This window comes from Bartonella sp. B1099 (assembly GCF_944801835.1).
Taxonomy (GTDB): domain Bacteria; phylum Pseudomonadota; class Alphaproteobacteria; order Rhizobiales; family Rhizobiaceae; genus Bartonella.
Genome location: NZ_CALYLN010000001.1, coordinates 107,465 through 121,494 on the forward strand (window position 1 = coordinate 107,465; position 14,030 = coordinate 121,494).

Consider the following 14,030-nt stretch of genomic DNA (forward strand, 5'->3'; position numbering starts at 1 on the left):
TTATAGAAAATATTTCTTACCAAAAAACTGATGCGCAATATATTGATTTATATAATAATCTAGCATAGTTCAGATTAAATAAAAAAAATGAATATCGTAAAATTCTCTCATTTCAAATATTGGATATGTTGAATCAATTAAAGAAATGAATAAAAACGCCTCTTCATGAAGCACCTCAAATGCCAAGGATTGTAGCAACATTAAGAATGAGCAAAGTGTATAACAGTGCCCTCTTTCGTCTTTATAAACGTTAAAGATGCTGATATCCTAAAAATTTTATATATGGGGCTTTATCATTATATCATTCACACGCATCATTGCGAAATAGGATTGGTACCTTGAGAATTTTTTTAACAAGAACATAAATATGAAACATATAATCGCTGATGTTGAAAAACGTAAAGAAATATCAGCAGCTTCTCAAAATTTTTTGAAAACACTTAATAGATTTTTTTAATAATCAATGAAACGAGATCTTTTCAAAAGTAATTCAACTTTAAGAAAAATACCTTTTCTAAAAAAACAAAAGCAGTTTTTCAGTCTGAACAAGAAGAAAATTTTGAAAAATATTATCCAATGCTGATTTTACGACCCTTATAAATGCGTCCGAATTGATATTTTCATACTGCTTTGTATCATAGTAATATTCTGTTCACATTGGCGAGAAAAAGGTTCAAGACAATATCATTGATTTCTATCCAACTTGAGCTCTCCTTTACACTATGAGAGAATTATACATTTTTTATTATCTATAGCATAAAAGTATATATCATTAATAGCAAAGTAAGAAATAGCACTATGTTATTATGACAAAAGTTAAATAATAATATGAATAAGCAATATATATTATATATAGAATAAAATTTAATATGTCTATTATGTTTAAATTATTGAAGCTGTTTTCATAAATGGATCATAATTTCTATTTTTTATTATGAAATTGGTATTTCAAAATAATATGAATATCATTTTATAAAATGATACGGTTAATACATATCGTTTTATATTATAATGCATAATAAAATATTTAATACAATATTTTAAAAAATATAATTTGTAATTACTACTGTTACTTTTTGCAATAATGTTTATAAAAATTTAAAAATATATTTAGTATATGTGTTTTAAGCGTTGACTTAAAATACATAATGAAATATGTGTTTTATTTATAATGTAAGTTATATGTATATTTACTTACATATATAAGTTAAAAGTATTTGAGGTAAGGTTATGGTTAAAATATTTAAAAATTATTTCTTAAGTGTTTTTATAGCAAGCACTTTTTTTCTTTCACAAACTGTAAATGTTAATGCAAATTATTTAGAAAATACTACCCCAAAAGAGGAATTGTCTATTCCCCTAATGAAACAAATAAAGTATGCAAAATCTGATGCAGTTTCTACAACTGCTTTCTATGCTCCATCTGTCAGTTATCAAACAGAAAATGGGACAACCTTTCAAGGAAAAGTTGAAAAGGTCCTTGACCCCATGACTATAGGAATAGGAGTATTGGTTACTGGATGTGTAATAAATGTTATAGGATCAATCATAAGTTGGATAAAGGACATCTCAACGTTCTTAAAATAATTCAATGTATTGTATAACACTAGAATAAGGACTTCATTATGTATTATTCATTTGTTGTAAGTAATTACATAATGAAGATCCTCTTACTAAAATATAAATGCTGTAGATTATATCCAAATATCCAAATTATAAATATACGCATATATATTGAATAGTATAAAACATTTGAGGTAAATTATGATTAAATTATTTAAAAGTCATATATTAATTATTTTTATGATGTTTACCTTTTCTCTTTCACAGATTTCAAATGCCCATGCAAACTATTTGCAAAAGAGGACTCATCGTGAAAATATTTTTGTTTCTGCAATAGAACAGAAAAGAAAGGATGCAGTTCATACCATTTCTCTCTATATACCAAGCCTAAATCGTAATGTGGACAATGAAACGATCATTGAAGGAAAAGTTGAAAAGGTCATGGAACGTCTTGTACTTGGAAATTTTGGTCTTGCGATGGCAATTGGATATGCATCAAGTACGCTAGGCATGTTTTTCGGATGGATGATAGGAAAAATAATATCGCATTTTAAATCTCGTTAAAATTGAAATTTCAGAAGAATAAAATCTTTTTGTATGAAATATAAATATAGATGCATTCTGTTTTTATTTATTGTTGATGATAAAAAACAATGAATTATCCCATTAAAAGAATGAAAAACAGCTTTAAATGCTTTCTCTTTTCTCAATGTGCACTAATTCTACCAATGCATCTATTCAATTCATACTAAAATAAAAGTATTGGTGATAAATGATGATTCAAATATTAAAAACTTATGTATTAAATATTTTAATAGTGATTGCTTTTTTACTTTCACAAGTTATAAATGTTCATGCTAATCATTTAAAAAATGATGCTCCATGGGAAACTATTCCTCTCATAGAACAAGAAAAGAAACAAGCTATCAATATCGCTGCTTTCTATGTCTCAAATTTCATTCATAATGTAAAAAATGAATCTGCCATTGAAGGAAAAGTTGAGAAAGTGTTTGAACCCATTACTCTGGGCGTTTTTTCTACAGTAGGCGCTTTGGGTTTTGGATTCTTGACAGGATCTATTATGGCAATAATTAGCGGAATAATCGGATGGGGAATCGGTAAAATTAAATGTAAATAATTCAAAGATACTCAATTATTTTTTCTATTTTAAATAGGAATATTTTACAGCCTGCTTGCTATCATCTGGCAGGCTGTTTTTATGCTTTCTATGGATAAGCTTGAGGTTAGCATATTGTATAGCACAAATATAATACTTAATTCATATATAAGCTGATAACTTAAGCTAAACAAAGATTATTCAAAATATACATTTGCGCACGAAATGCCATAAAATTACCTTATAAATTTTCCAATGTGAATCTCAAGATGCATCATTTCAACATTCATTTTAGTAAATTTAATTGTTACTAAAGTATTAAGAGCATAAAATAGTTCTAAACAATTGAATTTTACAAAAGAGTTCTCCAATAAATATCATTCTATTTATTTGATTTCATGATTCAGGAAGCTACATAAGAGAAGATACGTTGTAAGTTTTAAGTGAATGAATAATAGAGAGAAAATTTCCAACTGTAACAGATTTTCTGTGAACATTTGACGTTTGGATCTCAAAAATAAAAATGTTTAAGACTATTTCTTTCATTTTTCTTTTATTTATTGAGTCAAAAAAAGAAAATAAGCTTCTATCCATTTACTAATTTAAATATTATGAAAAACATGAAATAAATAACTTCATCAATTTGCCAGAAATAAAAAAGGATAAAACTTATGAAATATATCAGCACGAGAGGACAATCTCCTGCTTTAAGCTTTACGGAAACGATCATGACAGGGCTGGCAAATGATGGTGGACTTTATCTTCCAGATAAAATTCCGCAACTATCATTTGATGCGTTACGCGCACTTCGTGGTCAGTCTTATACAACAATTGCTAAAACAGTTCTGTGGCCCTTTGTAAATAATGAGATCGAATATACAGCTTTTGAAAATATGATTGCTGAATCTTACGCAACCTTCCATCATCCAGCAATCTGTCCATTACAACAAACTGGAACAGATGAATTTATCCTTGAACTTTTTCATGGGCCTACTTTAGCTTTTAAAGATGTGGCAATGCAGTTTCTTTCTCGACTGATGGATTATGTTTTGACTAAAAAAAATAGATGTGCAACGATTATTGCTGCAACATCGGGTGATACAGGAGGAGCTGCGATACAAGCTTTTGCTGGAAAAGAGCACTCAGATATTTTTATTTTATTTCCTAAAGGACGTGTATCATCTGTTCAACAACGGCAAATGACAACCAATCAAAGTACAAATGTTCATGCCATTGCCATTGAAGGAAATTTTGATGATTGCCAGGCTCTTGTCAAAGCAATGTTTAATGATCATCATTTTCGTAAAAAAAGAGCCCTTTCAGGTGTTAATTCTATAAATTGGGCGCGTATTATGGCGCAAATTGTTTACTATTTTTCATCTGCACTTTCTTTAGGTGCTCCTGATAGAGCTGTTTCATTTACTGTTCCTACTGGAAATTTCGGTGATATTTTTGCAGGTTATGTCGCTGCTCGTATGGGATTACCCATCGCTCAACTGGTTATTGCAACAAATGATAATGATATCCTTGCACGGACATTGACCACCGGTAGTTACAAAACACAACCCATCATCCATACAACATCACCTTCTATGGATATTCAAGTCTCTTCTAATTTTGAACGTTTACTGTTTGAAAGTAGCAATCGTGATCCAATGTGGATTTGCAATGCAATGGAAGATTTGAAAAAAACGGGATCTTTCATTCTTAATGAAAAGCAACTCAACAATATTCGTTCCCTCTTTTCCGCTGGAAAAAGTAACATGGCTGAAACAGCACAAACAATTGATCGTGTCTATAAAGAAAGTGGCTATCTTGTTGATCCACATACAGCCGTCGCCCTTAAAGTAGCGCGCGAAAATAAAAAACCACATATTCCAATGATCGTCCTTGCCACGGCTCATCCTGCTAAATTTCCTGATACAATTAAAAATGCTTGTGGACTTCATGCCCCATGGCCCTCTCATCTCAATGATGTCATGGAAAGTGAAGAACACTTCATAAGTCTTGCTAATGATGAAAAAATAGTCAAAGATTATATTTCTTTAAAATCGCGTGCATCTTATTAAAGTTAGCTGCATTAATTTAAATCAAGAATATTCTAATACCCTTAACAATGAGGTATTTAGCTTGTTTAATGGAGTCGTAAATACATGGATGTAGATATCTGTCGCCTTAGTAATGGTTTGACGATCGCCACACATACAATGCAACAGATTGATAGTGTCGCACTCGGAATATGGGTTAAAGTAGGCTCACGCAATGAAACCTTCACACAGCATGGTATTGCCCATCTTCTTGAACATATGGCTTTTAAAGGAACTGAAAACCGTAGCGCTTTTCAAATTGCAACCGATATTGAAGATGTTGGTGGTGAAATCAATGCCACAACCAGTATTGAAACAACAGCTTACTTTGCACGTGTCCTTAAAAGCGATATCCCACTTGCTATCGATATTTTAGCCGATATTTTGATGCATTCAAAATTTGACGAAGATGAACTAGAACGAGAAAAACAGGTCATTTTTCAGGAAATTGGTGCCGCCCATGACACGCCTGATGATATTGTTTTTGATCACTTTACAGAAACTGCCTTTCGTCATCAATCCCTTGGTCGTTCTATTTTAGGAACAGCTAAAACTCTTCAATCATTTACATCTGTTGATCTTCATGATTTTATCAATAAACAATATAGTGCAGATCGTATGATTGTCGTCGCGGCTGGAGCTGTAAAACACGAAAGCTTTATAAAAGAAGTTGAAAGTCGTCTTGGCACTTTTCGCCCCCATTCAACCGCCTCTCTTCCTAATCTTGCAAATTATGTCGGCGGCGACTTTCGTGAATATCGCGATTTAATGGATACACAAGTTGTTCTAGGGTTTGAAGGGCGTGCTTATCACGCGCGTGATTTTTATGCGACCCAAATTCTTTCAATCATTCTTGGTGGAGGGATGTCCTCACGTCTCTTTCAAGAAATAAGAGAAAAACGTGGATTATGCTATTCTATTTATGCTTTTCATTGGGGGTTTTCAGATACTGGGCTTTTTGGTGTTCATGCAGCAACTGGACAAGAAGGACTCAAAGAACTTCTGCCTGTGATTCTTGATGAACTTTCCAAGGCCAGCAAAAATATTCACGCCAACGAACTCCAGCGAGCACAAACACAATACCGTGCTAATCTCATAATGTCACAGGAAAATCCTTCTAGTCAAGCACATCTCATTGCTCGCCAAATACTTCTTTACGGTCGCCCTATTCCAATATCGGAAACAATTGAACGCCTCAATCTCATCACACCTACAAGGTTAACTGATTTAGCGCATCGTCTTTTTACAAGTTCCACGCCAACACTCACTGCTGTCGGACCTGTCGGCCCTCTCATGAATTTTGATGACTTAACATCAACTCTTTCATATAAGCTAAAGTAAAAAACTGCTTTTTTAAAAGAAGCATCACAAAGAACATTGAATATATTTTATCATAGAATTTACCATAAAAACTCTTCTCATTAAATAAGTTTTGGAAATATTGGACAAAGAGGCGTACAAAACTATCCAATTTCTCCTTCATGTGATAGAGATTCTAATGCGTAAAGCTATATCCATGAAATTTATAAATTCATGATTTAACTTTGCTCTTTTAAAACATAAAAGGTTCCATCCGCTTCAAGTTTCATGGAAGCAAATGGGTATATGGTCTATTTGTCTATAAAATCATATAACTTAAGAGGAAGTGATCCGATTTATTCTGTAAATAAATGGTAAAAGGTGGACGTTTTTTCTCAAAAATCCAAATGAAAATTAGACATCTTAAAATATTGAGAGTGGGACATTGTGAAAAGTTTGCGTAAAATAATTGACATCATTTTCATTATCGTCGTTAGTTCTTTTGTCCATCTTACATCAGCACACGCTATTGAACCCGTTAAGATTTCTTCTCAAGATGCTGCTCTTGATCTCTCAAAAGCCATTGAAATTCACCATACAAACAACTCTATTTTTCAAACAAGTACAGCGCCGGGACCAGATGGTATTGTATGGCGTATTGAAGTGCAGGCAAAAAGTGAAAAGTTTTCTGGAAATTGGGCAGTTTTTTCTCTTGCAAATCCAACAGATGAACAAGTCGATCGTCTCATCGTTGCCCCCCATTATCGCATGGCGCACTCTGGATTTTTTTGGCCAGACCTTGGATCAGAACGGATTCAATCTATAACACCAAGTGAAGGTTTTTCTCTTGATCGTCAACAGAGTACGAACTCTGATATCTTTCATATTACTCTCAATCCGGGTGCTGTTGTTACATTTGTAGCCGAACTTAACTCTGCAAATCTACCGCAAATCTATTTATGGCAACCTGAAGCTTATAAAGACGCCATTAATTCTTATACGCTTTATCATGGTATTCTTCTTGGGATATCAGGTCTCTTAGCACTTTTGTTAACCGTTCTCTTCGTTGTCCGTGGGACAGGGCTGTTTCCTGCAACAGCTGCTGTCGCTTGGGCTGTGCTTTTTTATATTGGTATTGACTTCAACTTTTTAAATAAATTCTTTGCAGTTACACTCACAACACAACCAATCTGGCGTGCAGGTACAGAAGTAGCCCTTGCTGCAACACTCTTCATTTTTCTTTTTACCTATCTCAATCTCAATCGCTGGCATTATCATTTTAGTTATGGTGCTATCGCCTGGATCATTGCCTTTTGCAGTTTAGGAGCCTTTGCTATTTATGATCCAATCAGAGCAGCAGGAATTGCCCGTCTATCATTTGGCCTTACCGCTATGCTGGGTATACTGTTCATCATCTATTTTTCAATCCGAAGCTATGACCGCGCTATTATGCTTATTCCAACATGGTTGCTTATTAGCTTTTGGTGTGTGGGAGCCTATGCCTGCATAGAAGGACATTTAAACAATGACATTATCCAGCCAGCATTAGCGGGAGGATTAGTCCTCATTGTTCTTCTCATTAGCTTTACTGTTCTGCAACAAACTTTTTCTCATGACGCTTTCCATGAAGGAATATTTTCCGATCTTGAACAACAAGTCCTCGCAGCAAAAGGAGCTGGAAATATTATTTGGGATTGGAATATTGAGCGTGATCGTATTGTTGTTCATCCAAACATAAAAACCTTTTTTGGTACTGAAATCCACAACCTCAATGGGACGATGCGCAACTGGATTTCAGCCTTGCATTATGATGATCGTGAACGCTTCCAAGCCGTATTGGATATCATTCTTAAAAATAAAAAAGGGCGTATTGATCAAATTTTTCGGCTTTCTTCCGGGGGGGGATATTATCATTGGTTTTCTCTTCGCGCGCGTCCAGCGATGCAAAAAGATGGGAAAATCACACGTGTCATTGGAACTATTGTCAATATTACGAACCATAAAAAATCTGAAGAACGCTTATTGCATGATGCAATTCACGACAGCTTAACTGGCCTTCCTAACCAACAAATTTTCTTTGATCGGCTACAAAACTATACCTCTTTGGCAAAAGCAAATATTAAAATTAAACCGACCGTCTTTATGATTGATTTTGATAATTTTCGTCAAATTAATCGCAAATTAGGCATAGCCGTTGGGGATACTGTACTCCTTATAATCGCCCGTCGTTTAAATCGTCTTATTAACTTTCAAGATACCTTATCGCGCCTTTCAGCAGACCGTTTTGCAATCATTTTACTCAGTGAAACTGAACCACAAAAAATTGCAGCATTTGCGGATCATTTGCACAAAACAATTTCAGCACCTATTTCACTTTCGGAAAATAAAATAATTCTTTCAACATCTATCGGATTGGTTACATGGAGTGAAAGCCGATCAACAGCTAAAGATATTTTTAATGATAGTGAATTAGCAATGATTCGTGCAAAACAAATGGGGGGAAACCATATTGAACCTTTTCGTCCTAATTTTCGCACCCTGGGTCTCGAACAGAATACTCTGGAAAAAGATATTCATTATGCCATAAAGCGTCATGAGATGAAAATTCTCTACCATCCTATTCTTAATTTATCAGACGGACATATTATTGGTTTTGAAACAATTGTGGAATGGCATCATCCAACTTATGGAAAATTAAATGTCTCTGATTTCATAAAAATCGTAGAAAATGAACAAATCGTTATGGATTTGTCACAATTTATTATCGATAATGCTATTATCGATCTTATAAATGTAGAAGAAAAATTTTCCCAACAATCTTTCTTTATTTCAATTAATTTACCAAGCGCAGAGATGATTCATCCTCGTTTTATCAGTCAACTGCGTGCCGTTCTGCTTCGCCACCCGCTCCATAAAGGGCGTTTGATGATTGAAATATCGGAATTTGTCTTAAGAAACAATCCTGAACAATCAGCCCACTTTCTCGAACAAATTAAAATACTTGGAATGAACCTCGCACTCGATAATTTTGGAACAGGTTATTCGTCCCTAACCTATCTCGTACGTTATCCATTTGATATGGTTAAACTTGATCGTTCACTGATCTCTATCGACTCTCTCAAGAAGAAGCTCGTTCTCAAGTCTATCATTAATATGGCAACAGATCTTAACTTGCAAATTATCGCAGAAGGTGTTGAAAATGAAAAAGAAGCAATCTTTCTCCGTCAAGAAGGCTGTAAATATGTTCAAAGTACACTTGTGACGAAACCAATTGCTATAGAAGAGTTAATTACTCTCGTTCAAAGCCATTTCCCTTATAAGCCAAGATACTGATTTATAATGATAATTTAGTATTATTCAACTTGAATTAAAACTCTGAGTACCATAAGATTCTTTTCTTTCAAAATCCCTCTCATGTTGAATCAATTAAAACCACTCGCTTGGCTTATCATAAATAGGGAGAGGACAAGTGGAGAAATAACTATTAAAAAAGGGAGAAAATGCCTTTTCATGAATCGTCTTAACTGCCAAGCGCTGTCGCACCATTGAGGGCTGGCAAATATAACGATAATGCCCAGCTTGTTACTTTACAAGCGTAAAGATGGGGGACTTAATGGATTTACCGTAAGATCACTTACAAATGCCGTCGTGAAATGAGCTTGGGCGTACTGAGGAATATTTCTTTAAAATAAAAACATAAGGAATCGAATAACATGCAAAATTAAAAAGCTCAGAAAAAACTCTACGCGTGTCCCATTTCAGAAGCAAGATAGATTGGATCAATCCCCATGCGTGTTAAACTTTTATCATACTTGCAACTTAAATCACTTTCAAAGAGAAAACCCGGTGATGTCGAACTGATTAACCAACCGTTTGTAGAAATTTCTGCCTCAAGTTGCCCTGCTTTCCATCCAGCATAACCTAATGCTACCAGTGCATGTTGTGGACCTTGTTCACAACTGATCGCTTTTAGTATATCAATTGTCGCCGTAAAACAGACCTTATCTGCAATAAAAACAGTTTCTTCACAAGCATAATCATCTGAATGAAGGACAAAACCACGCGAAGGATCAACAGGACCACCATAGCGAACTGGAAACTGTTTTATTGGTTCAGAAAGTTGTTTTTTTTGGCCACTGTCTATTACACCAAGGTGAAGCAAAAGCTCTGGAAAATCAATATGATGTAATTGATTGAGAATAATGCCCATCGCACCAGCATCAGAATGCGCACAAATATAAATAACAGAACGAATAAAGCGTTTGTCATTCATCCCAGGCATTGCTATGAGTAATTGTCCACCCAAAAAGCCATTACACTGCTTCATTAATCTGTTATTCTCCATAATTTACATGATAAAAGTTTGTCTATTTAGTACACTAGGAAAATAAAACTCCAATGAAAAAAAGTCACATATTTACAAATTTACAAAATATCCCAGCTTTCTTTTATAAAAAGCTTTTCGTTACTTTAAGCTTAACATTGATAGTTTTAGAATTACTTAACATTTCTGTAAATGCTCAAACAGAACAAAAACTCAAGCTTTTCTCAACCTCTTGGTATGAATCAGAGGGGGGGCGTATTCGATTAGCAATCACTGAACCTTCTCTTTCTGAAGTGAGAGAAGGCTTTATTGAAATTGTCCTCAAACCAGGATGGAAAACGTACTGGCGTAATCCAGGTAATTCAGGAATGGCACCCTTTTTTAATTTCAACCAACAGGTTTCTTATGAAATCTTTTATCCTACTCCACAGCTTTTTGAAACAGAAAATGATTGGTCATTAGGCTATAAAGATAAAGTGGTATTGCCCTTTAATCTATCTTCTTCCAGCAAACATTTAAGTGGTACTTTCACTCTTGGATTATGCCATAAAATCTGCCTTCCATTAACGGTTAACTTTGATTTTTTGCCATCTGCTCTTAAAAACGAATCCCTTCCCACTTCCTTGTTAAAAAATGCCCAAGATTCTTTGCCGCGCATGACGCAAAATGCTCTAAAAATAAGCGCCGAAAAAAATAATAATACCCTCCTTATAAAAATACAAAATAATAACAAAAAAACGCCCTACTCTCTCTTTTTAGATGGAGGAGAAATGCAAATTGGAGCAACAAAAAAAATCAGTGAGAATGCAGAATATACACTCTTTAGCGCTCCACTCTATTTCGTACCAGAGAAAACCAATCAAAAAATTTTTTATACAGTTTCCTTTAAAGATCACGCCTTAAGTGGAACATTTATATTCCGTACACAGTCAATACCTCTTGCTATCCCATGATAAAAGAGAAAAGTTTCTCAAACAGCCATTATGTTGGAAAACGTCCAGTTTCGCGATACTGCGCAATTGCTTTACGAGCAAGGGTATCAGCGCGTTCATTCTCTGGATGTCCCGCATGCCCTTTGACCCAGTGCCATCTGACTGTATGACAAGAACAAGCATCCTCAAGAGCTTGCCATAGCTCCATATTTTTCACAGGACTTTTGGATGCAGTGCGCCAATTATTCTTTTTCCAACCTTCAATCCATTTAGATATACCGTTACGCACATAAACTGAGTCCGTATAAAGATCGACCAAACAGGACTCTTTAAGCGCCTTTAATGCACAAATTGCCGCCATGAGTTCCATTTGATTATTCGTTGTATGAGCCTTACCGCCATAAAGCTCACGTTCATGACCATTCCAGCGTAAAACTGCTCCCCAGCCTCCAACTCCAGGGTTTCCTGAGCAAGCACCATCTGTATAAATTTCAACGACTTTTTGTTGACGAGCCATAAAATTTAAAAACCTAATTCACTTAGCGAATTTACGTTACTGAAAAAACAAAGCTTGTGCCAATACTCCCATGGATCTTTCTTAATAACAAAGCTATCAGGCGGCGTATTAAACCAATCATAAAGACGTGTGAGTAAAAAACGTAAAGACGCACCGCGAGTCAATAAAACAATCTTGTCCAATTCTAAAGGGATCAAGGGTCTTATTTTTTGATAATTTTCCAATAATTTACGTGCTTTTCTAAGATTATAGGAATGATCAGATTCAAAGCACCAAGCATTTAAACAAATCGCTAAATCATAAGAAAAAAAGTCATTACAAGCAAAATAGAAATCTATTATACCAGAAAGACGATGATTCACAAAAAAGACGTTATCATTAAATAGATCTGCATGAATAATGCCTGTTGGTAAATTGAACGGCCAATTTTCCTGTAAAAAAGCCAATTCCGACTCAATTTTTTGTCCAAACTCCTTTAACAATGTATTTTCTGTGATTTGACAACGTTGCCACAATACCTGCCAGTCCATAATAGAAAGCGTATTTTTACGACTGAATGTAAAATCCTGTCCTGCTAAATGCAATTGCGCTAACCCTGTACCGACTTCGCCACAATGACCTATATCAGGCTGTCGGATCCATTCTCCTTCCAGAAAGGTAATAATAGCAGCAGGGCGTCCTGCTAGTTTACCGATCATCGTTCCATCATTTTGAAGAACCGGTTGTGGACAAGGAATTCCACGTTGCCTCAAATGCTGCATCAAACGACAAAAAAAAGGTAAATCATCTTTTGAAATACGCTTTTCATAAAGTGTTAAAATAAACCGCCCTTGTGTTGTCTCTAGCATAAAATTAGAATTTTCAATCCCTTCCTCTATCCCTTGATAAGACAAAAGTGCCCCTATTGCGTAACGTGTTAAAAACGCTTTTAAATCATTTGGATGAATATTTGTATAAACGGCCATTATTCTGCTTTCGTTGTAGACATGTCTGTATTCTGATTTTCATTTTTTGCATTATTTGTTTGACCATTCACAAATGCCATATCTTGAGGCGTTAAAATGACGTCACGTAATTCGCGACTCACTAAAAATTTTTCTGTTTCTACCACTGTTTCAGCTAATTCTATTGTCACATCATAATGCGCACGAAACGCTGAAATAATTTCATCAATAATAATTTCAGGTGCCGAAGCCCCTGCCGAAAGACTAACAACAGAAAGAGCTTTTAGGTTTTCAAAATTAATTTCATCAGCGCGCTGAACTAAAATAGCTTGCCGCGCGCCAGACTTTTCGGCAACCTCTACCAAACGTCGTGAATTAGAAGAATTTGGCGCTCCAACAATCAAAAACAAATCACTCCCCTTTGCTGCTGCCTTAACCGCATCTTGTCGATTCGTTGTAGCATAGCAAATTGACTCAGCCGCTGGGGCTGCTAATGTAGGAAAACGTTGTTGTAATACATTGAGAATTCCTGCAGTATCTTCAACAGAAAGCGTTGTTTGTGTAACAAAACCTAATTTATCTGGATCACCTGGTTGATAATGCAAAGCATCTTCTATCGTTTCAATAAGCGTCACAGCCCCATCTTCAAGTTGTCCCATTGTCCCTATAACTTCAGGATGACCCGCATGACCAATCAATATAACATGACGACCGTGACGTTGATGGCGTATCGCTTGTTTATGAACTTTCGAGACCAATGGACACGTTGCATCGAGATAAAACAAATTATAACGTCGTGCCTCTTCTGAGACAGATTTTGGGATACCATGGGCAGAAAAAACAACCGGTTGATTGCGATGTTCTTCTGGAATCTCATCAAGCTCTTCAACAAAAACAGCTCCCCTTTGCTGTAATCCCTCAACCACGTAGCGGTTGTGTACAATTTCATGACGAACATATACGGGAGCACTATATTTTTTTAATGCAAGCAGAACAATCTGGATAGCACGATCAACCCCTGCACAAAATCCACGCGGACCACAAAGACGTATCGTTAAAGGGGGAAGTCCAGACATAAATCATCCTTAATCCTATAGTTTTAGTCTCATATTCAAACGACCTATCATTATACATGAATAAGCAATGTAAAAAAAACGTGCAATATCATCTTTCGCATGAACACACTCTATAGTGTTTTCTTACAGCATTTTCTTGTAGAAAAGCTCTTTTAAAATTTGCTTTTTCAT

Annotated in this window: 11 protein-coding genes; 7 read left to right on the plus strand and 4 right to left on the minus strand. The window is 35.1% G+C overall.

What is annotated here, in order from left to right; genetic code table 11:
* The first annotated feature begins 1,230 nt into the window (after positions 1-1,230).
* From NNJ73_RS00505 to NNJ73_RS00530, 6 genes are all read left to right on the plus strand, one after another.
* On the plus strand, positions 1,231-1,587 hold the full coding sequence (locus NNJ73_RS00505) for a hypothetical protein (RefSeq protein WP_254472957.1): 357 nt from the start codon (positions 1,231-1,233) through the stop codon (positions 1,585-1,587).
* A gap of 177 nt (positions 1,588-1,764) precedes the next feature.
* A complete protein-coding gene (locus NNJ73_RS00510; protein WP_254492233.1) occupies positions 1,765-2,127 on the plus strand; it encodes a hypothetical protein in 363 nt (120 codons plus the stop codon).
* Between the two features lie 211 nt (positions 2,128-2,338).
* Positions 2,339-2,701, plus strand: coding sequence for a hypothetical protein (locus NNJ73_RS00515; protein WP_254493178.1), 363 nt, complete (start codon positions 2,339-2,341; stop codon positions 2,699-2,701).
* A 650-nt stretch (positions 2,702-3,351) separates the two neighbouring features.
* On the plus strand, positions 3,352-4,749 hold the full coding sequence (gene thrC, locus NNJ73_RS00520; protein WP_254492234.1) for a threonine synthase: 1,398 nt from the start codon (positions 3,352-3,354) through the stop codon (positions 4,747-4,749).
* An 84-nt stretch (positions 4,750-4,833) separates the two neighbouring features.
* Positions 4,834-6,108 (plus strand): pitrilysin family protein, encoded by a 1,275-nt coding sequence (locus NNJ73_RS00525; protein ID WP_254492235.1) that lies wholly within the window; start codon positions 4,834-4,836, stop codon positions 6,106-6,108.
* Between the two features lie 405 nt (positions 6,109-6,513).
* Positions 6,514-9,399, plus strand: a complete 2,886-nt coding sequence (locus NNJ73_RS00530; RefSeq protein WP_254492236.1) for an EAL domain-containing protein — start codon at positions 6,514-6,516, stop codon at positions 9,397-9,399.
* 409 nt (positions 9,400-9,808) lie between these two features.
* Here the strand turns inward: NNJ73_RS00530 and NNJ73_RS00535 are convergent, their stop codons facing one another.
* Complete coding sequence (locus tag NNJ73_RS00535; protein ID WP_254492237.1) at positions 9,809-10,393, minus strand: YqgE/AlgH family protein; 585 nt, start codon at positions 10,391-10,393, stop codon at positions 9,809-9,811.
* 71 nt (positions 10,394-10,464) lie between these two features.
* Between NNJ73_RS00535 and NNJ73_RS00540 the strand changes: the two genes are divergently transcribed.
* The gene (locus NNJ73_RS00540) at positions 10,465-11,343 is read left to right on the plus strand and encodes a protein-disulfide reductase DsbD domain-containing protein (RefSeq protein ID WP_254492238.1); all 879 of its coding nucleotides are present in this window, start codon (positions 10,465-10,467) and stop codon (positions 11,341-11,343) included.
* A 28-nt stretch (positions 11,344-11,371) separates the two neighbouring features.
* Here NNJ73_RS00540 and rnhA read toward each other — a convergent pair whose 3' ends face one another.
* Genes rnhA through ispH form a run of 3 tightly spaced genes read right to left on the minus strand, consistent with a single transcriptional unit; the run spans position 11,372 to position 13,859 of the window.
* Positions 11,372-11,839, minus strand: a complete 468-nt coding sequence (gene rnhA / locus NNJ73_RS00545) for a ribonuclease HI (RefSeq protein ID WP_254492239.1) — start codon at positions 11,837-11,839, stop codon at positions 11,372-11,374.
* 5 nt (positions 11,840-11,844) lie between these two features.
* Positions 11,845-12,804, minus strand: a complete 960-nt coding sequence (locus tag NNJ73_RS00550) for a homoserine kinase (protein ID WP_254492240.1) — start codon at positions 12,802-12,804, stop codon at positions 11,845-11,847.
* Complete coding sequence (gene ispH / locus NNJ73_RS00555; protein WP_254492241.1) at positions 12,804-13,859, minus strand: 4-hydroxy-3-methylbut-2-enyl diphosphate reductase; 1,056 nt, start codon at positions 13,857-13,859, stop codon at positions 12,804-12,806. Before ispH ends, NNJ73_RS00550 begins: the two co-directional genes overlap by 1 nt.
* Between the last annotated feature and the right edge of the window lie 171 nt (positions 13,860-14,030).

Excerpts from the sequence above, each read along its gene's own strand:
- NNJ73_RS00505 (WP_254472957.1), top strand. The coding sequence starts at position 1,231 with ATGGTTAAAATATTTAAAAATTATTTCTTAAGTGTTTTTATAGCAAGC.
- NNJ73_RS00510 (WP_254492233.1), top strand. The coding sequence starts at position 1,765 with ATGATTAAATTATTTAAAAGTCATATATTAATTATTTTTATGATGTTT.
- NNJ73_RS00515 (WP_254493178.1), top strand. The coding sequence starts at position 2,339 with ATGATTCAAATATTAAAAACTTATGTATTAAATATTTTAATAGTGATT.
- thrC (WP_254492234.1), top strand. The coding sequence starts at position 3,352 with ATGAAATATATCAGCACGAGAGGACAATCTCCTGCTTTAAGCTTTACG.
- NNJ73_RS00525 (WP_254492235.1), top strand. The coding sequence starts at position 4,834 with ATGGATGTAGATATCTGTCGCCTTAGTAATGGTTTGACGATCGCCACA.
- NNJ73_RS00535 (WP_254492237.1), bottom strand. The coding sequence starts at position 10,393 with ATGAAGCAGTGTAATGGCTTTTTGGGTGGACAATTACTCATAGCAATG.
- NNJ73_RS00540 (WP_254492238.1), top strand. The coding sequence starts at position 10,465 with ATGAAAAAAAGTCACATATTTACAAATTTACAAAATATCCCAGCTTTC.
- rnhA (WP_254492239.1), bottom strand. The coding sequence starts at position 11,839 with ATGGCTCGTCAACAAAAAGTCGTTGAAATTTATACAGATGGTGCTTGC.
- NNJ73_RS00550 (WP_254492240.1), bottom strand. The coding sequence starts at position 12,804 with ATGGCCGTTTATACAAATATTCATCCAAATGATTTAAAAGCGTTTTTA.
- ispH (WP_254492241.1), bottom strand. The coding sequence starts at position 13,859 with ATGTCTGGACTTCCCCCTTTAACGATACGTCTTTGTGGTCCGCGTGGA.